This window comes from Bradyrhizobium sp. 25ACV (genome assembly GCF_054863005.1).
Genome location: NZ_JAVAYO010000005.1, coordinates 102,876 through 126,281 on the forward strand (window position 1 = coordinate 102,876; position 23,406 = coordinate 126,281).

The 23,406-nt window shown below is 66.0% G+C and carries 21 protein-coding genes; 14 read left to right on the plus strand and 7 right to left on the minus strand.

Annotated features, from left to right (window positions below):
- Window positions 1-21 precede the first annotated feature (21 nt).
- Window positions 22-810, plus strand: coding sequence for a hypothetical protein (locus tag RAD04_RS13260; RefSeq protein ID WP_461624145.1), 789 nt, complete (start codon window positions 22-24; stop codon window positions 808-810).
- Between the two features lie 156 nt (window positions 811-966).
- Window positions 967-1,353 (plus strand): hypothetical protein, encoded by a 387-nt coding sequence (locus RAD04_RS13265; RefSeq protein ID WP_177237395.1) that lies wholly within the window; start codon window positions 967-969, stop codon window positions 1,351-1,353.
- A 154-nt stretch (window positions 1,354-1,507) separates the two neighbouring features.
- Here the strand turns inward: RAD04_RS13265 and RAD04_RS13270 are convergent, their stop codons facing one another.
- Both RAD04_RS13270 and leuB read right to left on the minus strand, forming a co-directional pair.
- Window positions 1,508-2,149, minus strand: coding sequence for a DapH/DapD/GlmU-related protein (locus RAD04_RS13270; RefSeq protein WP_461624146.1), 642 nt, complete (start codon window positions 2,147-2,149; stop codon window positions 1,508-1,510).
- A gap of 187 nt (window positions 2,150-2,336) precedes the next feature.
- Window positions 2,337-3,449, minus strand: coding sequence for a 3-isopropylmalate dehydrogenase (leuB, locus tag RAD04_RS13275; protein ID WP_104465425.1), 1,113 nt, complete (start codon window positions 3,447-3,449; stop codon window positions 2,337-2,339).
- Window positions 3,450-3,580: 131 nt separating this feature from the next.
- Here leuB and RAD04_RS13280 point away from each other — a divergent pair, with 131 nt between their 5' ends.
- The gene (locus tag RAD04_RS13280; protein WP_461624147.1) at window positions 3,581-4,798 is read left to right on the plus strand and encodes a YbfB/YjiJ family MFS transporter; all 1,218 of its coding nucleotides are present in this window, start codon (window positions 3,581-3,583) and stop codon (window positions 4,796-4,798) included.
- A 71-nt stretch (window positions 4,799-4,869) separates the two neighbouring features.
- Here RAD04_RS13280 and RAD04_RS13285 read toward each other — a convergent pair whose 3' ends face one another.
- The 4 genes from RAD04_RS13285 to RAD04_RS13300 all read right to left on the minus strand — a co-directional run bounded on the left by RAD04_RS13285 (window position 4,870) and on the right by RAD04_RS13300 (window position 8,166).
- Window positions 4,870-5,652 carry a molybdopterin-binding protein gene (locus tag RAD04_RS13285; protein WP_212252145.1) on the minus strand — a complete coding sequence of 261 codons (783 nt, stop codon included), beginning with the start codon at window positions 5,650-5,652 and terminating at the stop codon, window positions 4,870-4,872.
- Between the two features lie 10 nt (window positions 5,653-5,662).
- Entirely contained in the window at window positions 5,663-6,292 is a 630-nt protein-coding gene (locus tag RAD04_RS13290) for a cytochrome b/b6 domain-containing protein (protein ID WP_461624148.1), read from the minus strand.
- A gap of 182 nt (window positions 6,293-6,474) precedes the next feature.
- Window positions 6,475-7,029, minus strand: coding sequence for a fasciclin domain-containing protein (locus RAD04_RS13295; RefSeq protein WP_028139268.1), 555 nt, complete (start codon window positions 7,027-7,029; stop codon window positions 6,475-6,477).
- A 375-nt stretch (window positions 7,030-7,404) separates the two neighbouring features.
- Window positions 7,405-8,166: an SDR family oxidoreductase gene (locus tag RAD04_RS13300; protein ID WP_104465792.1), complete on the minus strand. Its 762-nt coding sequence runs from the start codon at window positions 8,164-8,166 to the stop codon at window positions 7,405-7,407.
- Window positions 8,167-8,251: 85 nt separating this feature from the next.
- Here RAD04_RS13300 and RAD04_RS13305 point away from each other — a divergent pair, with 85 nt between their 5' ends.
- Window positions 8,252-9,781 carry a malonate--CoA ligase gene (locus RAD04_RS13305; RefSeq protein WP_461624149.1) on the plus strand — a complete coding sequence of 510 codons (1,530 nt, stop codon included), beginning with the start codon at window positions 8,252-8,254 and terminating at the stop codon, window positions 9,779-9,781.
- A gap of 153 nt (window positions 9,782-9,934) precedes the next feature.
- Here RAD04_RS13305 and RAD04_RS13310 read toward each other — a convergent pair whose 3' ends face one another.
- Entirely contained in the window at window positions 9,935-10,795 is an 861-nt protein-coding gene (locus RAD04_RS13310) for a sulfite exporter TauE/SafE family protein (RefSeq protein WP_461624150.1), read from the minus strand.
- A 519-nt stretch (window positions 10,796-11,314) separates the two neighbouring features.
- On the opposite strand from RAD04_RS13310, the gene sdhC reads away from it, so the two are divergent.
- The 10 genes from sdhC to RAD04_RS13360 all read left to right on the plus strand — a co-directional run bounded on the left by sdhC (window position 11,315) and on the right by RAD04_RS13360 (window position 23,389).
- Complete coding sequence (gene sdhC / locus RAD04_RS13315) at window positions 11,315-11,713, plus strand: succinate dehydrogenase, cytochrome b556 subunit (protein ID WP_018318928.1); 399 nt, start codon at window positions 11,315-11,317, stop codon at window positions 11,711-11,713.
- Window positions 11,710-12,114 (plus strand): succinate dehydrogenase, hydrophobic membrane anchor protein, encoded by a 405-nt coding sequence (gene sdhD / locus RAD04_RS13320; RefSeq protein WP_461624151.1) that lies wholly within the window; start codon window positions 11,710-11,712, stop codon window positions 12,112-12,114. The genes sdhC and sdhD overlap by 4 nt, the downstream gene beginning before the upstream one ends.
- A gap of 3 nt (window positions 12,115-12,117) precedes the next feature.
- The gene (gene sdhA / locus RAD04_RS13325; protein ID WP_461624152.1) at window positions 12,118-13,953 is read left to right on the plus strand and encodes a succinate dehydrogenase flavoprotein subunit; all 1,836 of its coding nucleotides are present in this window, start codon (window positions 12,118-12,120) and stop codon (window positions 13,951-13,953) included.
- 100 nt (window positions 13,954-14,053) lie between these two features.
- Window positions 14,054-14,836, plus strand: a complete 783-nt coding sequence (locus RAD04_RS13330) for a succinate dehydrogenase iron-sulfur subunit (RefSeq protein WP_038972643.1) — start codon at window positions 14,054-14,056, stop codon at window positions 14,834-14,836.
- A gap of 188 nt (window positions 14,837-15,024) precedes the next feature.
- Complete coding sequence (locus RAD04_RS13335; RefSeq protein ID WP_461624153.1) at window positions 15,025-17,238, plus strand: ATP-binding protein; 2,214 nt, start codon at window positions 15,025-15,027, stop codon at window positions 17,236-17,238.
- A 53-nt stretch (window positions 17,239-17,291) separates the two neighbouring features.
- Window positions 17,292-19,247 (plus strand): ABC transporter ATP-binding protein/permease, encoded by a 1,956-nt coding sequence (locus RAD04_RS13340; protein ID WP_461624154.1) that lies wholly within the window; start codon window positions 17,292-17,294, stop codon window positions 19,245-19,247.
- 276 nt (window positions 19,248-19,523) lie between these two features.
- Window positions 19,524-20,348, plus strand: a complete 825-nt coding sequence (locus RAD04_RS13345) for an FkbM family methyltransferase (protein ID WP_461624155.1) — start codon at window positions 19,524-19,526, stop codon at window positions 20,346-20,348.
- 20 nt (window positions 20,349-20,368) lie between these two features.
- A complete protein-coding gene (locus tag RAD04_RS13350; protein WP_461624156.1) occupies window positions 20,369-20,755 on the plus strand; it encodes a VOC family protein in 387 nt (128 codons plus the stop codon).
- Between the two features lie 84 nt (window positions 20,756-20,839).
- A complete protein-coding gene (locus RAD04_RS13355) occupies window positions 20,840-21,082 on the plus strand; it encodes a hypothetical protein (RefSeq protein WP_026202099.1) in 243 nt (80 codons plus the stop codon).
- 186 nt (window positions 21,083-21,268) lie between these two features.
- Window positions 21,269-23,389, plus strand: coding sequence for an OmpA family protein (locus tag RAD04_RS13360; protein WP_461624157.1), 2,121 nt, complete (start codon window positions 21,269-21,271; stop codon window positions 23,387-23,389).
- Window positions 23,390-23,406 lie beyond the last annotated feature (17 nt).

Genomic DNA, 23,406 nt, shown 5'->3' on the forward strand with positions numbered 1-23,406 from the left:
GACCATGCCTGAAGGCCGTGGATGCAGTCGCCTGAGGCCAGCACGGCCGTTAGCCCTACCCAGATCCAGCTGACGCTCTTGGCTATCGCCGACGAGGTCGTCGGCACGCTGGCGCATCTGGTCGCCTATGTGGGGGCGCTCGCGCTGTTTGCCATCCTCGCCCTCGCTGCGCTGGGCCAGCTGCCCGAGCTGCGCGGCGATGATCCCGCAGACAAGCCGGGCTGGAGCACGGCTGACCGATCGCACCCGGCCTTCGCCCTGAGCCGGATCGATTCATCAGAAAAAACAGCCTCTTACACCATCCTTCGGCATCCCGAAGGGGGCCGCAAAGACGTGATGCGGTGGGCAGGCGCGGCGGACCAGCCGCTGGCAGAGCTCGAAATCTATCGGGAAGGCGGCGAATTCGACGTGGCCCGTCCTGTAGCGATGGACCTCGCCATCCAGATGGGTCTCGGGGCGGCCACCCCGCTCGAGCAAGCCGGCCTGATCGAGACGAAATTCGGCCCCGTCGCGCTGTTCCGGCCGATCGGCACGGACAGGGGAGCGACGGCTTGTCTGGGCTACCTCAAGCGCAATGAGGAGCCGGCCTTGCAGATCTCCGGCTTCTCCTGCCAGGGTGATACCCTGCCCGCCCGGCGTGCGGCGATCGCCTGCACGCTGAACCGGCTGACGCTGCTGACTTCCGGCAACGAGCCGAAGCTGGCGGAATTGTTCGCCCGTGCCGAGCTGAAGCGCCGTGCTTGCGACCTCGTGGGCTCGCCGGACTGGCTGCTGGGCGCCGCCAACGCGCAATTGCGCGGGGCGCTTTGACCGGCATCAAGCCCAAGTGGCTGGTATTGATGCAACTTTTGCCAGCGGGCACGATTATTCCGAGCCGGTGTGACCCAATAGACCTAGTTGCACTCCCCCCGGCCGGGCTAGTATGGGGTGAAATCGACTGGCGGCCTGCCGCCTGAAGGGGACGTGATGAGCTCGAAATTCTCTGCCAAATTGGCGACCTTGCTTGCAGCGGGCGCCGTGATTGCCATGTCCTCTGCCATTGTGGCGACGCCGGCCTCGGCCGACACCAAGACCAAGCGCTATGACGAGCGTGGCCGGCACTATTACGGCCCGAGCGGCCCCAACGCCGTCTACCAGCAGGGCCGCACCCGCATCTACGTGAGCAAGCGCTCCTGGCTCGACGGCGGCACCGAGGTCAATCCGGGCGACCGCAAGTTCTCCGACTACGCCTTCCCGCCGGCGGTTGGCTATCCGTCCTTCGCCCGCGAGAATCTCAACCGCCCGATCGACCGCCAGCCGCTGTCGCCGCCGCAGGACGTCGGCGGCTACCCGCAGAATTTCCCGCTGTACTGAGCGGAGTTATCGACCGAATCAAAATGGCCGGGCTCGCGCCCGGCCATTTTTGTTTTTGCGAGGTGCCGTAGGGTGGGCAAAGGCCCTGAAAGCGCCGTGCCCACGCTGTCTCTCAATAGCAAAAGATGCGTGGGCACGCTTCGCTTTGCCCACCCTACGATTCCGCAAACACCGGATCATAGCGCCTGCAAAACTCCTCGATCGCTTCGGAGCGGAAATCGGCGAGGCGCTCGAAGATGAGCTCGTCCGGCCAATCCCACCAGGCGATGCGGCGCAGGCTGTCCGCGACGGAATCAGGAAAGCGCTTGCGGATCGGGCGCGCTGGAACGCCTCCGACGATCGTGTAGGGCTCGACATCGCGGCTGACCACCGCGCCTGCCGCAATCACCGCGCCGTCGCCGACGTTCACGCCGGGCAGCAGGATGGCGGCGTGCCCGATCCAGACATCATTGCCGACAATGACCCGGTCGCCGCGGCGGTCCGCGAAAAAGTCGCGGTCGCGCGTCACGCCCGCCTCGTAATATTCCGGGCAATAGGTGAAGCGATGCTGCGACGGCCGGCCCATCGGATGATTGGGCGCACCGATCCGCACCGAGTTGGCGATGGCCGTGAACTTTCCGATGGCGGCGTCGGCGACCTCGCAATTCTCGCCGAGATAGGAGTAGTCGCCGAGCGAGGCATATTCGATGCGGGTGTTGGAAAGGACCTCGCAGCGCCGCCCGATCTGCGCCTCGCGCTGGCGCACCGTGTCATGGATGATGGTTTCCGCGATCTTGGGGCGGGGCGAGGTGTCCATGAGGTGCTCCGAGAGCGGGCCGTAGGGTGGGTTAGCCCTGCGACTGCGCGAAGCGCAGTTAGCACGGCGTAACCCACCACTTTGGTTTCCGCGGAGACAGAAGAGGTGGGTTACGCCAAGCGGTCTGCGCTTCCGCGCAGTCCACATGGCTACCCTACGATTCCATTACGATGGCGGTGCTTGCCGCTTACGCGTGCAGCTTCTGCAATTCCTTCAGGATCGCTTCGCCCATCTGCGTGGTCGAGGCGGCCGTGGTGCCCTCCGACTTGATGTCGGCGGTGCGCAGGCCGCTGGCGAGCACGGCGGCGATCGCGGCGTCGACCTTGTCGGCGAGCGCGCCCATGTCGAAGGAGTAGCGCAGCGCCATGCCGAACGACGAGATCATCGCGATCGGATTGGCGAGGCCCTGGCCTGCGATATCAGGCGCCGAGCCGTGCACCGGCTCGTACAGCGCCTTGCGCTTCTTGCTCTTGACGTCGACCTCGCCGAGCGAGGCCGAGGGCAGCATGCCGAGCGAGCCCGTCAGCATCGCCGCTATGTCGGACAGCATGTCGCCGAACAGATTGTCGGTGACGATGACGTCGAACTGCTTCGGCGCCTTCACCAGCATCATGCCACCGGAATCGGCGAGCTGATGCTCGAGCGTGACATCAGGATATTCGCGCTTGTGGACCGCCGTCATGACCTCGTTCCAGAGCACGCCCGACTTCATGACGTTGCGCTTCTCCATCGACGTCACCTTGTTCTTGCGCTTCCTGGCAAGCTCGAAGGCGACGCGGCCGATGCGCTCGATCTCATAGGTGTCGTAGACCTGGGTATCGACGGCGCGCTTCTGGCCGTTGCCGAGGTCGGTGATGGTCTTGGGCTCGCCGAAATAGACGCCGCCGGTGAGCTCGCGCACGATCATGATGTCGAGGCCTTCGACGGCCTCGCGCTTCAGGCTGGAGGCATCGGCCAGCGCCGGGTAGCACACGGCGGGACGCAGGTTGGCGAACAGAGCCAGATCCTTGCGCAGGCGCAGCAAGCCGGCTTCAGGGCGCACCTCGTAAGGAACGGCATCCCATTTGGGACCGCCGACCGCGCCGAAGATGATGGCGTCGGCCGCAAGCGCCTTGGCCATGTCGCCTTCGGAGATCGACACCTTGTGCGCGTCATAGGCGGAGCCGCCGACGAGGCCGGTGTCCGTCTCGAACTTGGCGATCCCGGCCGAATTGAGCCAGTCGATCAGCCGCTTCACCTCGCCCATCACCTCGGGGCCGATACCGTCGCCGGGAAGCAGCAGCAGTTTGTGGGTCGCCATGGTCGTTTCCTCTGAGATCGAATTCGGCCGGAGTGCTAGAGCGGCGTTGCGCGCTTGGCAAGACACCATTGCCGCGGCGCGGCTGTGCAAGGCGGGCGGGGCCTGCCACAGTGCGGCGGCCGGAGTACCCCTTGCACGCCCAAGACTGCTTTACTAAAGACCGCCGCCCCCCGCCCGACGCGCACCCCGCGCGGCTGATCCTGACCCTGTCGCTGGCGGCCACCGTCGGGCTCGGCATCGGCCGCTTTGCCTATGCGCTGGTGCTGCCCGACATGCGGGAGGACCTCGGCTGGTCCTATTCGGCCGCCGGATTCATGAACACCATCAATGCCGTCGGCTATCTCGTGGGCGCGCTGGTGGCGTCGCGCCTGATCCAGCGCGTCGGCTGGGCGGCCGCGATCCGCGGCGGAACCCTGGCCTGCGTCGCTGCGCTCGCCACTTGCGCGCTGACGGGGAATTTCGTCGCGCTGAGCCTGGCGCGCCTCGTACTCGGTCTCGGGGCCGCGGCCGGCTTCGTCGCCGGCGGCGCGCTGGCTGCGACCATCGCCCAGTCGCGCCCGGAGCGGGCCAATTTCCTGCTCAGCCTGTTCTATGCCGGGCCCGGCATCGGCATTCTGTCCTCGGGGCTGATCGCTCCGTTCACGCTGCAATATTTCGGGCCGGGCTCGTGGTGGATGGTGTGGTGGGCGCTGACACTGCTCTCGGCCGCGATGACCGTGCCGCTGTTCCTGATCCGCATCGAAAGCGGCGCGCGTTTCTCGGAAGGCAGCCACGCCGCCTTCGCGATTCGTCCTGTGCTGATCTACCTCGCCGGCTACTTCCTGTTCGGCGCGGGCTACATCGCCTACATGACCTTCATGATCGCCTATGTGCGCGACGGCGGCGGCGGGGCCGCAGCGCAGGCCGCGTTCTGGGGCCTGATCGGCCTGTCCGCCTTCGTCACACCCTGGGCCTGGCGCGGCGTGTTGGCGCTCGATCGCGGCGGATTGGCCACCGCCATCATCCTCGGCACCAACGCGCTCGGCGCGGCCCTGCCGATGCTCGGGCATTCGCCGGCGTGGCTCGCGGTCTCGGCCGTGGTGTTCGGCGTCGCCTTCTTCGCCGTGGTCGGCTCGACCACCGCCTTCGTGCGCTTCAATTATCCGCCGGCGATGTGGCCGACCGCGATCGCCGCGATGACGATCTCGTTCGGCGTCGGCCAGACGCTGGGGCCGATCGTGGTCGGCGCGATCACGGACGCGCTGGGGAGCTTGAGCTACGCGCTGAATGTGTCGGCAGCGCTGCTGGCGCTGGGGGCGGTGGCGGCGCTGTGCCAGCGGAAGGTGGCCAGAAGGGCGAATGGTGAATAGCGAATAGCGAATTGAGACCGGATAGGCTTCATCGCTTCCCATTCGCTATTCCCCATTCGCTATTCGCCCTCTCAGCTCCCGCTAAACGAATTATACCCCTGGTCTTCCCAATAGCCGCCCTTGTAGTCGTTGGTGACTTCCATCGAGACCACGTATTTCGGGTTCTTGAAGCCGAGCTTTGTCGGCACGCGGATCTTCATGGGAAAACCATAGGCGCGCGGCAAGATTTCATTCGCGTATTTGAACGTCATCTGGGTCTGTGGATGCAGCGCGCTGCGCATGTCGAGCGGCGAATTGTAGCCGTCCTTGTCGGCGCACTGGAACCAGACGTATTTCGCGCGCGTGTCGGCGCCGATCAGCTTGAGGAAATCGCGCAAGGGCGTGCCGGTCCAGCTGCCGATCGCGCTCCAACCCTCGACGCAGATATGGCGGGTGATTTGCGTCACCTGCGGCAGTTTGTAGAGCTCGTCCAGCGTCCACGACTTCTTGTTGTCGACGAGGCCGCGGACCTCGAGCTTCCAGTCGGCGCCAGCGACGTCGGGCGCGTCGTCGAGATCGTAATAGGCATTGAACGGGAACGGCTTTGTGATCGCGCTTTCGGGGAAGGTCGGCGCCAGCGCGTCGGGATTGAAGATGAAGGCCTGCACCGCGTCGTTGAATTTCGACACCTGCTTCAGCATCTCCTCGGCCGAGGACGAGTCGATCACATCGCAGCCGGTGAGCAGCGTCAGCGCGCCCAGGCTCGCGCCGCCCGCGATGAAGCGGCGGCGGGTGACGTCGGGCATGGTCTTGATGGAGTCCTTGATCAAGAGCCGCTTGTCGACGCCGGGGATCAAGAATGAACGTTTCGCCATGCTCTCCTCCTCAGCGGCCGATGATCATGGCGCGCAGGCTCTTCGGCACGAGCAGCGCGAGCAGGACGTGAACGACGAGGAACGCGCAGATCGCGGCCATGCAGAAGAAATGGATGTAGCGCGCGGTCGGGTAGTCGCCGAACAGCGCGACGAGATAATAGAGTTGCACGGGCTTCCACATCCCTAAGCCCGTGAGCACGATCAGCACGCCGACCACGATGATGCCGGCATAGAGCAGGCGCTGCACGTAATTGTAGACGGTGAGGTCGTCATGCCCGAGCTTGAAGGTCAGCGCTGCCCTGACGTCGTGGAGCACGCCTGACGGGGTGATTGGAAACAGTTTCTTGCGGAAACGGCCAGTGGCGAAGCCCGTGACGAGATAGGCGAGGCCGTTGATCATCAACAGCCACATCGCAGCAAAGTGCCAGAGCAGGCCGCCGCCGAGCCATCCGCCGAGCGTGTACTCGCGCGGAAAACTGAAGCCGAACAGCGGCGAGGCGTTGTAGATCTGCCAGCCGGACAGGATCATCAGGATCATGGCCAGCGCATTGACCCAGTGCATGACGCGGACCCAGGCGGGCTGGATCACTTTGGCCGGGGCGGCGCTGACCTGCTCGTCGGTGACTGTGAGGCTCGACATGGTGGTTCCGTCCTGAATGTCGTGTGACACCGATTATACGCCGATGTGCCCGCTTTCGTTACGCCCTGTCCGCCATCGAATCGATAGCGTCGCGCTATGGCGGTCACAATAAAGCGAGCCGGGTGCCCTCGGCTCGCCGTTTCGTCGCATCCTGTTCGGGGATGAAACAGGATCGCGCGGTGTTACGTCGCCGGCATCAGCACGGTGTCGACCACATGGATCACGCCGTTGGACTGGTTGACGTTGGAGATCGTGACCATCGAGGTGCCGCCCTTGGCATCGACGATCCAGGTCTTGCCGTCCATCTTCTTGACCGTCAGTTCCTCGCCTTCGGCGGTCTTCAGCTTCTTGCCCTCGGTGAGGTCGGAGGCCTCGAGCTTGCCGGGCACGACATGGTAGGTGAGAATCTTGGTCAGCGTCGCCTTGTTCTCGGGCTTGACCAGATTGTCGACGGTGCCGGCCGGCAGCTTGCCGAAGGCGGCGTTGGTCGGCGCGAACACCGTGAATGGGCCCTTGCCTTCCAGCGTCGGCACCAGGCCGGCCGCCTTCACCGCCGCGACCAGCGTGGTGTGGTCCTTCGAGTTGACGGCATTCTGGACGATGTTCTTGGACGGGAACATCGCGGCGCCGCCGACCATGACAGTCTTCTCCTCGGCGCGGACAGGCGCGACCACAGTCGCGGTGATGGCCAGGGCGCTGAAGGCGGCGGCGGCGAGATAGGCAATGCGCTTCGACATGGAAAGTCTCCCGATTGAATTGTAACCGGCGATGGCCGGTCTTGAGTTGGGGCAACAACGGCGGCTGCGACCTGTTGGCGTGAAGCAGCAGCGCCGTCGTTGGACCGAACTACGGGAGGATTCGGGTTGCGGTTTCGGAGAAAAATTCTTTGTGATGCGTGAAACTATGCGGCGGGATGTTCGTGTGGTGGGCGCGCACACGGCACACCCCGCCGTCGTCCCGGACAAGCGAAGCGCAGATCCGGGACCCATAGCCACAGGGAGTGGTTTGACGAAGACTCGGAGTGACCTGTCGCGCCCCACAATTTCTGTCTGTGGTTATGGATCCCCGCGTTCGCGGGGACGACACCGAGTGTGCGGCGCGCGCTATCCACCTCAATCCCTGTTGTTCGGCGTCTGGATGAATCCGCGATTATGCGTCGGGCTGATCAGCACCTCGTTGATGCAGACCCTGGCCGGCATGCTCGCGATGAAGGCGATGGTGCGGCCGAGATCTTCCGATTGCAGCATCCTGGCCTGCTCGTCCTCGCTCGGCACCACCGGGCGCAATTTCAAGATCGGCGTCGCCACCTCGCCCGGCATCAGGCAGCAGGCGCGCAGGCCGTTGACGCATTCGTCCATATTGAAGGAATGGGTCAGCGCCAGCACCGCATGCTTGGTCGTGGTGTAGGCCGGGCCCGGCATCTTCGAGACGTGGCGGCCAGCCCAGGACGAGACGTTGATGATCGCGCCGTCCTGCTGCTTGCGCATCGTCGGCAGCACCGCGCGCATGCAATAGAGCACGCCGTTGAGATTGACCTGGACCAGTGTGTCCCAGCCCTCCAGTTCCATGTCCTTCCAGCTGCGCTTGGGAACATTGATGCCGGCATTGTTGACCAGGAGGTCGATGCGGCCGTGCCTGGCGACGATCTGATCGGCGGCTTTCTGGGCTTCCGCAGCGCTGGAGACGTCCAGCGCGATGGCCTCGGCCGCCCCGCCCGCCTTGGTGATCTTGGCAACCACGGTATCCAGGGCGTCCTTGCGTCGGCCCGAGACCACCACCGTCCAGCCGTCGGCCGCCAGCGCCTCGGCGCCGGCCTCTCCGATCCCGCTGCCGCCGCCCGTGACCCAGGCCACGCGTTTCCCAGCTTTTGTCATGCAAACTGTCTCCGTTGCTTCATCGGGGCGGTTTTTGCTAATCCAGCCCTCGGTTTGACCGGCCTTCACCGGCGAGGAATGTTGCATGAACCCAGCTGCCAACGCCAACCTGTTCTCCCGCCTGTTCGACGGCCTGGACGATCCGAAGCGCCTCGCGATCGAGACGCATGACGGTGGCCATATCAGCTATGGCGAGCTGATCGCGCGGGCCGGACAGATGGCGAATGTGCTGGTCGCGCGAGGCGTGAAGCCGGGCGACCGCGTCGCGGTGCAGGTCGAGAAATCCGTCGCCAATATCGTGCTGTATCTCGGCACTGTCAGGGCCGGCGCGGTCTATCTGCCGCTCAACACCGCCTATACGCTCAACGAACTCGACTACTTCATCGGCGATGCCGAGCCGTCGCTGGTGGTCTGCGATCCCTCCAAGGCCGAAGGCCTCGCCCCGATCGGCGCCAAGGTGAAAGCCAAGGTCGAGACGCTCGGAGCTGACGGCAAGGGCTCGCTGACGGAAGCCGCCGACAAGGCCAGCCCAGAATTCACGACTGTCGCGCGGGCGAACGACGATCTCGCGGCCATCCTCTACACCTCGGGCACCACAGGCCGCTCCAAGGGCGCGATGCTGACGCATGATAATCTGGCATCGAACTCGCTCTCGCTCGTCGGCTACTGGCGCTTCACCGACAAGGACGTGCTGATCCACGCGCTGCCGATCTATCACACCCACGGCTTGTTCGTGGCGACCAACGTGACGCTGTTCGCACGTGCCTCGATGATCTTCCTGCCGAAGCTCGATCCGGATTTGATGATCAAGCTGATGGCGCGCGCCACGGTGCTGATGGGCGTGCCGACCTTCTACACGCGCTTGCTCCAGAACCCTGCGCTGTCGAAGGAGACGACCAAGCATATGCGGCTGTTCATCTCGGGCTCGGCGCCGCTGCTGGCGGAGACCCATCGCGAATGGTCGGCGCGCACGGGGCACGCGGTGCTCGAGCGCTACGGCATGACCGAGACCAACATGAACACGTCGAACCCCTATGACGGCGAGCGCGTGCCCGGCGCAGTCGGCTTTCCCTTGCCCGGCGTCTCCGTGCGCGTGACCGAGCCCGAGACGGGCAAAGAGCTGCCGCGCGAAGAAATCGGCATGATCGAGGTCAAGGGACCGAACGTGTTCAAGGGCTATTGGCGCATGCCGGAAAAGACCAAGTCGGAATTCCGGCCCGACGGCTTCTTCATCACCGGCGACCTCGGCAAGATCGACGGCAAGGGCTACGTTCACATCCTCGGCCGCGGCAAGGATCTCGTGATCTCCGGCGGCTTCAACGTCTATCCCAAAGAGATCGAGAGCGAGATCGACGCCATGCCCGGCGTGATCGAATCCGCCGTGATCGGCGTGCCGCATGCCGATTTCGGCGAGGGCGTCACGGCGGTTCTGGTCTGCAACAAGGGTGCCGATGTCACCGAAGCCACCGTGCTGAACGCGCTCGACGGACGGATCGCAAAGTTCAAGATGCCCAAGCGCGTCTTCGTCGTCGACGAGCTGCCGCGCAACACCATGGGCAAGGTGCAGAAGAACATCTTGCGGGATGCGTACAAGGATATCTACGCGAAGAAATAGGGCTGGCGTTCGCCGTCCTTGCGGATGAAGCCGTAGGGTGGGTTAGCCGAAGGCGTAACCCACCTCTTTGCGTTCCACGGCGGCAGAAGCGGTGGGTTACGCTTCGCTAACCCGCCCTACGACGCTGCGCTCGAATGACGGTGGACGCAGCGGCTACAGCCCGCCGACCAGACTCATCACAAACCGGCTGCCGACAATGAACAGATAACACCCGAACGCGACCTCCAGCGTCCGCTTCGACATCGCATGCGCGGCTCTCACGCCTAGCGGCGCGGTGACGAGGCTCATCGGCATCACCAGCACGGCGCCGATCAGCGAGACGTAGCCGAGCGCGAACGGGATTTGCAGGGCTGCGACGGCCGGATATGTGGCCGCCGCCGGCCAGCCCGCATAGATGTAGCCGAACGCGCCGGGGATCGAGATCAGCACCGCGAGTGCCGATGACGTCGCGACCGCCTGATGGATCGGACGGCCGTAGAACGTCATCAGCAGGTTCGAGAACAGCCCGCCGCCGATGCCCATCAGCGTCGAGAGGATGCCGACACAGAAGCCGTAAGCGCGCATCAGCGGGCCCTTCGGCAGGTCGTCGCCGAACTTCCAGCCTTCGCGCGCGAAGATGAGGCGCGCCGCCGCGGAATAGGCGACGCAGACGAACACGATCTTGAACAGCCGCTCCGGCGCATAGCGCGCGATGACGCTGCCGGCGACCACGCCGATCACGATCGGCAACCACCAGACCCTGAGGATGGCCATGTCGACGGCGCCGCGCTTGTAATGCGCCTGGAACGAACGGATCGAGGTCGGGATGATCACCGCGAGCGAGGTGCCGATGCAGAGCGGCATCCGTACCTCCAGCGGCACGCCGGCGATGCGAAAGCATTCGTAGAACACCGGCACGAGAATCGCGCCGCCGCCGATGCCGAACACCCCGGCCAAAAATCCCGAAAGCGCGCCGGTTGCGATCAGCAGCAGCGCGAGCTCGACGATGTCCTTGATATCAAGTCCTGCAATCACCCCTGACCTGCCCCGGCGACTGGTCGCAACTTCTCCGAGACGACGATTCGAAGGCGGCTGCGGTTCCAGCTTTAGGCCATCTGGGTTGTACGGTCGACGCACCGGACGTCCCGGCTGGGGTGGAATGCGGGCTGCGCATATCCGCGGTCCCGGCGAAGCTGAGCCTAGCGTGCGGCGCGCCGAGTCGCCTTGGCCCTGGCGGGCGGCTAGGGCCGACACGGACCGATTGGTGCGAGCGGCAAGCGGCGGGCAATGGGTTAGAGGCGTTCCAATAGTGATTTCAATGCGCCCTGCGCACGCCACGAAGTAATGAACTAACATTCTTAATTTCGCTGGCGGACCGACGCTCTGGTATACCAAGCCCCTGATTGGCCTTGCTTCATCAAGGCTCTAGAGCTGAACCACGATTCGATTTATGGCAATTTGGAGATTGCACAGGCCAAATCGACTCCGTAAATAGAGCCGACCTTTCCGATCCCCGCGCGCCCCCTGCTGGGCCGCTATAAAACATCAAAGCCCATGACCGCACGGATCGAACGACCCCTCTCGCCGCACATGCAAGTGTACCGCTGGACGCTGACGATGGCTCTGTCCATCATCCACCGCGCCACCGGGATTGCCCTCTATTTCGGAACCCTGCTGCTGGTCTGGTGGCTGGTTGCCGCGGCTTCCGGCCCTGCCGCTTACGCGCACGTCCAGGCCTTCGCCGGCAGCATCATCGGGCGGCTGATCGTGTTCGGCTACACCTGGGCGCTGATGCACCATATGCTCAGCGGCATCCGGCATTTCGTGTGGGACCTCGGCTACGGCTTCAAGGCCAATGAGCGGGAAGCGCTGACCTGGGGCGCCCTGATCGGCGGCATCGCGCTGACGGTGCTGATCTGGATCATCGCCTATGCGAACGGAGGTGGACGATGAGCGCATCCGAAACGCCGAAGCGCAGCCTGCGAACCCCGCTCGGCCGCGTCCGCAATCTCGGCGCCGCGCATTCCGGCACGTCCGATTTCTGGCGTCAGCGCATCACCGGCGTCGCCATGACGCTGCTGATGATCCCGGCGCTGGTGATCATCGTGATGCTGCTCGGCCGCAACCAGGTCTACGCTGCGCAGACCCTGAGCTCCATTCCCGTCGCGGTGATCCTGCTCCTCTTCATCTTCGCCAGCGCCTGGCACATGAAGATCGGCATGCAGGTGGTGATCGAGGACTACGTCCATAACGAGAAGCTGAAGCTCGTCTCGGTCATGCTCAACAATTTCTTCTCGGTCGCCGTGGCGCTCGCCTCGACCTACGCGATCCTGAAACTGTCCTCCGGAGTGTAACCCATGGCCACGACAACGAATGGCACGGGCAACGGCGCTCCCGCCACCAACGGCAAAGCCTATCCGATCGAAGACCACACCTATGACGTCGTCGTGGTCGGCGCCGGCGGCGCGGGTCTGCGCGCCGTGGTCGGCTGCGGCGAAGCGGGCCTGCGCACTGCCTGCATCACCAAGGTGTTTCCGACCCGCTCGCACACGGTGGCGGCGCAGGGCGGCATCTCCGCCTCGCTCGGCAACATGCACAAGGACGACTGGCGCTGGCACATGTACGACACCGTGAAGGGGTCGGACTGGCTCGGCGACCAGGACGCGATCGAATACATGGTGCGCAACGCGCCCGAGGCGGTCTACGAGCTCGAGCATTGGGGCGTGCCGTTCTCGCGCACCGAGGACGGCAAGATCTATCAGCGTCCGTTCGGCGGCATGACCATGGACTACGGCAAGGGCCAGGCGCAGCGCACCTGCGCCGCCGCCGACCGCACCGGTCACGCCATGCTGCACACGATGTACGGCCAGTCGCTGCGCCACGCGGCCGAGTTCTTCATCGAGTTCTTCGCCATCGACCTGATCATGGACGACCAGGGCACCTGCCGCGGCGTCATCGCGCTCAAGCTCGACGACGGCACGCTGCACCGCTTCCGCGCCCAGACCGTGATTTTGGCGACGGGCGGCTACGGCCGCGCCTATGCCTCCTGCACCTCGGCCCACACCTGCACCGGTGACGGCGGCGGCATGGTGCTGCGCGCCGGCCTGCCGATGCAGGACATGGAGTTCGTGCAGTTCCACCCGACCGGCATCTACGGCTCGGGCTGTCTCGTCACCGAGGGCGCGCGCGGCGAAGGCGGCTATCTCGTCAACTCCGAAGGCGAGCGCTTCATGGAGCGCTACGCGCCGTCGGCCAAGGACCTCGCCTCGCGCGACGTCGTCTCGCGCGCGATGACCATCGAGATCCGCGAGGGACGCGGCGTCGGCAAGAAGAAGGACCACATCTTCCTGCATCTGGACCATCTCGATCCCGCGGTGCTGGCCGAGCGGCTGCCGGGCATCTCCGAATCCGCAAAGATCTTCGCCAATGTCGATGTGACGCGCGAGCCGATCCCGATCGTGCCGACCGTGCACTACAACATGGGCGGCATCCCCACCAACTATCACGGCGAAGTCCTGACCAAGAAGGACGGCGACGACAACGCCATCATCCCCGGCCTGATGGCGATCGGCGAAGCCGCCTGCGTCTCCGTGCACGGCGCCAACCGCCTCGGCTCCAACTCGCTGATCGACCTCGTCGTGTTCGGCCGCGCCGCAGCGCTCCGCCTCGCCGAGAAGCTGACGCCCAATGCCAAGCAGCCGGAGCTGCCGGCGAACTCGTCCGAGCTCGCGCTCGGCCGCCTCGACCATTACCGCTACGCCTCCGGCGGCACGCCGACCGCAAAACTGCGCGAAGGCATGCAGCACGTGATGCAGAGCAATTGCGCGGTGTTCCGCACCGGCGAAGTCCTGAGCGAAGGTCAGAATTTGATCGAGAAGGTCCACAGCGGCATCACCGACATCGCCGTGTCCGATCGCTCGCTGGTGTGGAATTCGGACCTCGTCGAGACGCTCGAGTTCGACAATCTGATCTCGCAAGCGGTGGTGACGATGAACTCGGCCGCCAACCGCACCGAGAGCCGCGGCGCGCATGCGCGCGAGGACTTCTCCGAGCGCGACGACAAGAACTGGATGAAGCACACGCTGGCCTGGCTGGACGATGCCGGCAAGGTCAAGATCGAGTACCGCCCGGTTCACGACTACACCATGACCAACGACGTGCAGTACATCCCGCCGAAAGCGCGTGTGTACTGATCATTGCTGTCATTGCCGGGCTCGACCCGGCAATCCATCCTTTAAAGATGGATGCGCGGGTCAAGCCCGCGCATGACGGAAGAAACCAGAGGCAGGACTTATGGTTGAATTCGCACTTCCGAAGAACTCCAAGATTACCGGCGGCAAGACCTGGCCGAAGCCCGCGGGCGCGACCGAGACCCGCGAGTTTCGCGTCTACCGCTGGAACCCGGACGACGGCAAGAATCCGAGCGTCGACACCTATTACGTCGACACCAACGATTGCGGCCCGATGGTGCTGGACGGCCTGATCTGGATCAAGAACCACATCGACCCGTCGCTGACCTTCCGCCGCTCCTGCCGCGAAGGCGTCTGCGGCTCCTGCGCCATGAACATCGACGGCCAGAACACGCTCGCTTGCACCCGCTCGATGCACGACGTGAAGGACGGCGCGGTGAAGATCAATCCGCTGCCGCACCAGCCGGTCGTGAAGGACCTCGTCCCCGACCTCACCAATTTCTACGCACAGTACGCCTCGGTCGAGCCGTGGCTGAAGACCACCTCGCCGACGCCGCAGAAGGAATGGCGCCAGACCCACGAGGATCGCGAGAAGCTCGACGGCCTCTACGAGTGCATCCTGTGCGCCTGCTGCTCGACCTCGTGCCCGAGCTATTGGTGGAACAGCGAACGTTATCTCGGCCCCGCCGCGCTGCTCCAGGCCAACCGCTGGGTGTCCGATTCGCGCGACGAGGCGACCGGCGAGCGGCTCGACAATCTCGAGGATCCGTTCCGCCTCTACCGCTGCCACACCATCATGAATTGCGCCAAGGCCTGCCCGAAGGGACTGAACCCGGCGGAAGCCATCGCCGAGCTCAAGCTCAAGATGGTCGAGCGCCAGATCTAAAGGCGCGGTTCATGCTTCCTGTCCCGGCCAGTCCGGCCGGGACATTCCGAGATCGCGATCAATTCGAGTAGAATTTTCTCCGACCCGCTGTGCGCGCAAGTTCCCCGCGCACAACCAGCGGTTCCGGCACAAGTTGCTTCCTTCCCCGCGCGAGATTCAGTTAAGCTCCCGTCAGGGACGGAGCGACTGTGCAGAGGGCGCAACGCAATTCGCTGAGGCTGTTGCAGTGGATGATGGCGGCATCCCTGGCGCTGCCGGTTGCGCTGTTCATCATCACCTCCGCGATCTCCTACACCTCGACCAGGGACATCGCCGACCGGGAGATCGAGCGCACGCTCGACGTCGTGCATGAGCACGCGCTCAAGGTGTTCGAGACCATCGATCGCAGCCTGGCCGAGCTCAACGAGGTGGTGCGCGGCCTTCCCGACGACGTCATCCGCGCGCGCGAGCCGGCGCTACACCGCCGCCTGAGGCGGCTGACCGATTCGCTGCCGCAGCTCAAATCGGCCTGGATCTTCGACGCGGACGGAAAAGCGCTGGTCAACAGCCTCGCCTCGCCGCCGCCGGAGCTCCGCTTTGCAGACCGCGACTATTTCTACGCTCATGTCGACCAGACCATCGGCAGCTTCATCGGCACGGCCCTGACGCCCCGTCCGCCCTATCAGGGCGCGCGCTTCTTCGGAGTGAGCCGCCGCCGCGACTCCGACGACGGCAGCTTCATCGGGGTGATCCAGGCCTCCGTCCTGCCCGAATATTTCGAGAGTTTTTATGCGCGGATCGGTTCCGATGCCGGCAGCTTCTTCACGATGGGACGCACGGACGGCGTGCTGCTGGCGCATTTCCCGCGGCTCGACCGCGACCTTCGGCTCGATCCGACCGGACCGGTCGGCCGGGAAATCGCGGCCCACCCCGAGCACGGCCTCATCACGGTCGCCTGGCCTTCGGACGGGATCGAGCGCCGCATCGGCTACCGGCGCGTCGCCGAATATCCGATCTATGTCAGCGCCGGGCTCGAGACCTCGGCGATCCGCGCGCGCTGGCTCGCCACCATGGGCCAGCATCTGGTGTTCGGCATTCCCGCCACCGCACTTCTTTTTCTGCTGTTGGCGCTGGCGTTGCGGCGCACCCAGCACCTTCAGGCCGAAGCCGCCAAGCGGCGTGAGGCCGAGGAGGCGCTCAAGCACAGCCAGCGCCTGGAGGCGCTCGGACAGCTCACCGGCGGCGTCGCGCATGATTTCAACAATCTGCTGACGGTGATCCGCGCCTCGGTCGACCTGTTGAACCGACCGCAGCTGACGGAGGAGCGGCGGCAGCGCTACATCACGGCCATTGCGGACGCGGTGGCGCGCGCGGCCAAGCTGACCTCGCAGCTGCTCGCCTTTGCGCGGCGTCAGACCCTGAAGCCGGAGGTGTTCGACGTCGGCGAACGGATGCAGGCGCTGCACGACATGCTGGCGCCGCTGCTGGGGCCGGCCATCGAGATCACCATGCGCCTGCCCACCGAGCCCTGCCTCGTCCATGCCGATGCCGGCCAGTTCGAGACGGCGCTGATCAACATGGCGACCAACGCGCGCGATGCCATGCAGGGCAAGGGCAGGATCGTTTTCACGGTCGAGGCCGCGGCGACCGTTCCCGACACGCTGGCCCACGCCTCGGGCAGCCAGAGCTTGGAAAGCCAGAACTTGGGAATCCAGAACTTGGGAAGCCAGAGCTTGGGAAGCCAGAGCCTGGGAAACCGTGGCTTCATCAGCGTGACCGTCAGCGACACCGGCATCGGCATTCCGGCCGCCCGACTGGAGCGCATCTTCGAGCCGTTCTTCACCACCAAGCAGGTCGGCCATGGCACCGGCCTCGGCCTGTCCCAGGTGTTCGGCTTCGCCCGGCAATCCGGCGGCGAGGTGACGGTGACGAGCGAGGTCGGGCACGGCAGCACCTTCTCGCTCTATCTGCCGCGCGTGCCGACGGACCTGCTGCCGCAGCGGCAGGCGCCGAACACGGCGCCGGCGGTGGCCGGCAGCGGCATGTCGGTGCTGCTGGTCGAGGACAATATCGAGCTGGCCAATTTTGCCGCCGACGGCCTCACCGAGCTCGGCTACAGCATCACGCTGGTCGACAACGCCACCGATGCGCTCGCCGAGCTCGTCATGGACGCGGATCGCTTCGACGTCGTGTTCACGGACGTGGTGATGCCTGGGATGACCGGGCTCGATCTGGCGCAGGCGATCCGCGACCGCGGCATCGACGTGCCGGTCGTGCTGACCACGGGCTACAGCCAGGCCCTGTCGCAAGAGGGCGTGACCGGTTTCGAGCTGGTGCAGAAGCCCTATTCGATCGAGGAATTGTCGCGCGTTCTCCACCGGGCGGCCCGGATCCGGCGCGTCCGCGACGGCGCCGCCGAATGAGGTGCCATGCGGAACCCGAGGGAACCGGTTGATTTCTTTCGCGTTGTCCGCTCATGCAAAAGCCGGCCGCCAAGCGCGAACAGGGCCCCAAACCGCCCATCGTCGGGATCAAGGGCGAGAATGGCGAGGAGGTCGCCGCGCCACCGCCGGAATTGCTCGAGCCTGACCCGGAGCTAACGCCCGAGGAAGCGGAGCAGGCCCGCAAGGATTATCTGCTGACGCGGTTCTGGATCAGCGCGCGCGGCTTCTGGGGACGCAACGGCGATCGCCTCGCCTGGCCGTTCTCGCTCGGCCTCGGCGCGCTGATCGTCCTGACCGTCGGCTTCCAGTACGGCATCAATGTCTGGAACCGGGCGATCTTCGACGCGATCGAGAAACGCGATGCGACCACCGTCTTCCATCTCACCGCATTGTTCTTCCCGCTTGCGATCGGCAGCATCGTGCTCGGCGTCATCCAGGTGTTCGCGCGCATGGGCATCCAGCGGCGCTGGCGGGCCTGGTTGACTGCGAGCGTGCTGACGCGGTGGCTCAAGAACGGGCGCTATTACCAGCTCAACCTCGTCCGCGGCGACCACGAGAATCCGGAATACCGGATTGCTGAGGATCTGCGCATCGCGACCGATTCGCCGGTCGATTTCCTCGCGGGCGTCACCTCGGCGCTGCTGTCGGCCGCGACCTTCATCGTCGTGCTCTGGACCATCGGCGGCGCGCTCACTGTCACCCTCGGCGGGTCGACCATCACCATTCCCGGCTTTCTCGTGATCGCCGCGATGCTCTACGCCGCGATCGCGTCCGGCTCGATCCTGGTGATCGGCCGTCAGTTCGTCCAGGTCTCCGAGAACAAGAACCAGGCCGAGGCCGATTTCCGCTATACACTCACGCGCGTGCGCGAGAACGGCGAGAGCATCGCGCTGCTCGGCGGCGAGGAGGAAGAGCGCGACGGCATCGACCGCAATTTCACGAGCGTGCTCAGGCAATGGGCGCGGCTCGCCGGCCAACACATGCGCACCACGCTGGTGTCTCAGGGATCGAGCCTGGTTGCGCCCGTCGTGCCCCTTTTGCTTTGCGCGCCAAAATTCCTCGACGGCAGCATGACGCTGGGACAGGTGATGCAGGCGGCCTCCGCCTTCACCATCGTGCAGAGCGCGTTCGGCTGGCTGGTCGACAATTATCCGCGGCTCGCCGACTGGAATGCCTGCGCGCGCCGCATCGCCTCGTTGATGATGTCGCTCGACGGCCTCGAACGCGCCGAGCAAGGCGATGGCCTCGGCCGCATCAAGCGCGGCGAGACCCGCAACGACGCCATGCTGGAGATGAAGGATCTCTCGGTCACGCTCGACGACGGCACGGCCGTGGTCGGCGAGACCGAGGTGGTGATCGAACCCGGCGAACGGCTGCTGGTCGCCGGCGAATCCGGCACCGGCAAGAGCACGCTGGTGCGCGCGATCGCAGGCCTCTGGCCCTGGGGCGGCGGCAGCGTGAATTTCCATGCCGACCGGCGCCTGTTCATGCTGCCGCAGCGACCTTACGTGCCCTCGGGGTCGCTGCGCCGCGCGGTCGCCTATCCCGGTGCCGCCGACCACTGGACCGTCGAGGAGATCGGCGAAGCCCTGCACAAGGTCGGGCTCGATCATCTCAAGGAGAAGATCGAGGAAGAGGGCCCGTGGGACCAGACGCTGTCAGGCGGCGAGAAGCAGCGCCTCGCGTTCGCGCGGCTGTTGCTGCACAACCCCGACATCGTCGTGCTGGATGAGGCGACCTCGGCGCTCGACGAGAAGAGCCAGGACAAGATGATGAAGACGGTCACCGACGAGCTGCCGAAAGCGACCATCGTCAGCGTCGCGCATCGTGCCGAACTGGAAGCCTTCCACAGCCGCAAGATCGTGCTGGAGCGCCGCAAGGGCGGCGCCAAGCTCGTCAGCGACATCGAGCTGATCCCGCGCAAGGGCAAGCGCAGGCTGCTCGGGCGATTTCTGCGGCAGCGCAAGGCGCCGAAGAAGGCGGCATGAGGAAAGCTACATAACGCACGCTCTTTCCGTCGTCCGGACAAGCGCAGCTCTAGGTAACGCGAAGCGTTGCCTAGAGCTGCGTGCAGATCCGGGACCCATACCCACAGGGAGGGAGTTTGGCGACGACTCGGAGTGGGCATCTCGCATCAGACTCCCCCCTGGGGTTATGGGTCCCCGCCTTCGCGGGGACGACACCGAGATTGTGGCTCGCATCGAGCGTTGGAGTCCCGCGCAAAACCGGCTATGCATGCGCCGCTTGCAACGAGGATCGCCTGCTTGACGACCGACAACGCCCCTTCGTCCGCGCCGTTCGGCGCGTTTGCGCCCAATGCGGCGCAGGCTGCGATCATTCGCCTCGCACAGCAATCGGGGTTGAAGCGCGGCGCGTTCCGGCCCTGGATGTCGCGGCTGATCAATCTGCTGCGCGGCGGCCCGGTCGACGTGCAATATCAGGGCGCATCGTTCCGCTTCTATCACCAGGGCAGCGCGACCGAGCGCGGCGCACTGTTCAATCCCGATTATAATCTCGACGAGCTCGACTTCCTGCGCCAGCATACCCCGGCGGGCGGCACCTTCGTTGACGTCGGCGCCAATGTCGGCACGTTTGCGCTCGTGATGGCGCAGCAGGTCGGCACCACAGGCAAGGTGGTCGCGATCGAGCCACATCCGCTGACGTTCGCGCGGCTCTCGTTCAACCATGGCGCGTCGAAGACGGCGCAAGTGCGCCTGGTGCAGGCTGCCGCCGGCGACAGCGACGGCGAGCTGATGATCGAGAGCGGCGGCGGCAATCTTGGCGCCACGCACGTCGTCACCGGCACGGCGAGCGCCGAGGCGATCAAGGTGCCGTCGCTGCGGCTGACACGCATTCTCGACGAGGCCGGCGTCCGCCAAGTCGATTCGCTGAAGATCGACGTCGAGGGTTTTGAGGACCGCGTGCTGATCGGCTTCTTCCGCGATGCGCCGCCCTCGCTATGGCCGCGCGCGGTCGTCATCGAGCATCTGTCACAAAACGAATGGCAGCAGGATTGTATTGCCGACATGGTCGCGCGTGGGTTCGCGATCATGCGCAAGACACGAAGCAATACGTTCCTCTCACGCTGACAAGGACGAAGGAGGTTGCGATGATCGACCATCTGGGTTTCTCCGTTTCCGACTATGAGCGCGCCAAAGCGTTCTACGCCAGGGCGCTGGCTCCGCTCGGCTACGGCCTGATCATGGAGGTCACGGCGGAGCAGACCGGCCACGCTGCCGCCGCCGGCTTCGGCGCCAACGGCAAGCCGGATTTCTGGATCGGCGGCGAAGGCGCCATGAACAAGCCGGTGCATGTCGCGATCGCGGCCAAGGACCGCGCCACCGTCGACGCGTTCTACAAGGCGGCCATCGCGGCCGGCGGCCGCGACAACGGCCCGCCCGGCATCCGCCCGCATTACCATGCGAACTACTACGGCGCCTTCGTGCTCGACCCTGATGGCCACAACATCGAGGCCGTGTGCCACGCGCCGGAATAAGGCAGATCCAGCGCGACGCGATGAGGGAACATCGGCGCAACATCATCGTTGTCCTTCTCCGGACAACTGCTCCCGATGATGCCGATGCCGATCGAACCGCCCGAGATTCCACCGGCAACACCGGGGACTCCAGCCGAACCGCCGCCCGGCATTCCGCCGGGCAATCCGCAGCCTGAAATCACGCCGCCGGTGCGCGAACCCGGCTCGCCACCGCGGCCCGACGAATTGCCGGGCCGCATGCCTGAAGAGATTCCATCGCGCGGGCCGAACGGGCCGCTGACGCCGAATCCTGCGACGGATGCAATTCCTCCGCGGGATCGCGCATGAAGCGGCCGATCACATGTGGGGCAATTGCAACCAGCGTCTGAATGCGCAATGAACGTTGCAGGAGTGACGTGATTTCCGTGCAGAAATAAATCGGGCCGCGACCGCATCGCCCGCCACAATCCGGCCTAACGCGTAGCTGTTCATCCCAACACTTCGTCAAAGAACCTTCCGGGGAAGTTCACCACCATGACCAATCTTCGTTTCGTGCTGCTCGCGACGACGGCTCTGACCGCGATGCAATTCGCAAGCTCCGCATCGCAAGCGCAAAGTGCGCCGCCGCTCGTGGTCGCACAGGCGCAACCTCAAGACACGGGCCCTGACGGAAAACCGAAGCAGCCGCCGAAGGGACCCGCGGCTGCGCCGCCTGCTGGGCCCGCGCGCCCGGCCGCTCCGCCGCCCGCCGCTGCACCGCCCCACCCGCCCGCAGCGCCACCGCCGGCCGCCGCACCGCCGCGTCCCGCCGCGCCGCCTCCGCCGCCCCCTGCGGCGCGTCCGGCCCCGCCGCCGCCACCCCCGCCGCCTGCCGCACCGAAGCAGCCGTCGCCGCCTCCGGCCGCGGCGCCGCAGCAGCACGCCCCGACACCTCCGCCGCCTGCGGCACGCCCGGCTCCCACGCCGCCGGCACCGCCGCCTGCTGCAGCTCCGCAGCACGCACCGACGCCGCCGCCCCCCGCAGCACGTCCGGCTCCGACGCCGCCAGCGCCCCCGCCAGCCGCAACGCCTCCGGGCCGCCCTGCCCCGGCGCCCACGGCGACGCCTTCTCCCGCGCCCGCAGCGCCGACGGCGCGACCGGGAGCGCCTGCTCCGACCGCCACACCTGCCCCGACTGCGACACCCGCGCCGACCGCAACGCCGGCTCCGGGCAGCACGCCTGGCGCACCGCCGGCGGGCCGCCCCGGCGCACCGCCGCCCGGCGCACGTCCCGGCACGCCTCCGGCTGCAGGATCGCCGGGTCCCGGTGCCGCGCCCGCTCCGACGGCCACGCCGGCTCCCGGCAGCACGCCGACGCCACCGCCCGGACGTCCGGGTGCGGCGACGCCGGCCCCCGGCGCGGCTCCGGCCCCGACCGCGACGCCAACCCCTGGTCAGCAGGGTGCAACGCCGCCCGCGGCCGGGACCCCGCCTGCCGGCCCGAAGGCTGGTGCCCCGCCACGGCCGCCAGCGCCGCCCGCCGGCGCTGCTGCGCCGACCGTCGTCCCTGGCACACCGGCCGCCGCGCCGCCGCCCGACAGGGCACAATACAGGCCGCCGACGGTCGCGCCCGCCTTCCGGGCCGCGCCGACGATCGCCGCGCCCTTGCCGCCTCCGCCGCGCCCGCAGCAGCGCGACCTGACCCCGCTCGCGATCGGTGCAGGCGTGGTGGCCGGCGCCGTGATCGGCGCCACCATTGCCGACATGCACAGCCAACGACGCGAGGTCGTCGAAGGCGGCCGCACCGTCTACACCGAGCCGGACCGCATCATCATCCGCGATCCGGGCGGGCAGGCTTACGTCCGCGGCAACGACCTCTATCGCTTCCGCTATGGCGCCCGTGACATCCGCACCGACACCGTCGGTGGTGAAACCCGCACCGTCGTGGTCCGTCCCGACGGCAGCGAGATCATCACCGTGGTCGGTGCGGACGGTTCGCTGCGGCGGCGAATCCGCAGGGACCCCCGCGGGGGTGAGCTCGTCATCATCGACAACACCTACCGCGATCCGCGGGCAGTCGGCGGCTTCTATGTCGACGTGCCGCCGCCGGTCGTGAACATTCCCTATGATCGCTACATCGTCGACGCCCAGGAAGCGTCGCCGGACGTGATCTACCAGACCATGGTGGCACCGCCGGTGCAGCGGATCGATCGGCGTTACTCGCTCGACGAGATCCGCTACAGCCCCAATGTTCGCATGCAGATGCCGAGCATCGACGTCAACACGATCAACTTCGAGACGGGATCGTGGACCATCCCGCCGGACCAGGCGGCCCGGCTGCAGGTGATCGCCGACGGCCTCAACCAGGCGATTCAGCAGAACCCGCGCGCGGTGTTCCTGATCGAGGGACACACCGACGCGGTCGGCAACGAGGTCGACAATCTGTCATTGTCGGACCGTCGTGCGCAGTCCGCGGCCGAATTGCTGACGCAGCAATTCAACGTGCCCGCGGAGAACCTGACGTCGCAGGGCTATGGCGAGCAGTATCTGAAGGAGCAGTCGCAGGGTCCGAGCCTGATCAACCGGCGCGTGACCATCCGCAACATCACGCCGCTGCTCAACGGCGGTCAGGCTTCGCTGCCGCCACCCCCGCCCGGCACCGCGCCGCCGCGCTGAGGCGAAACCCAAATGCA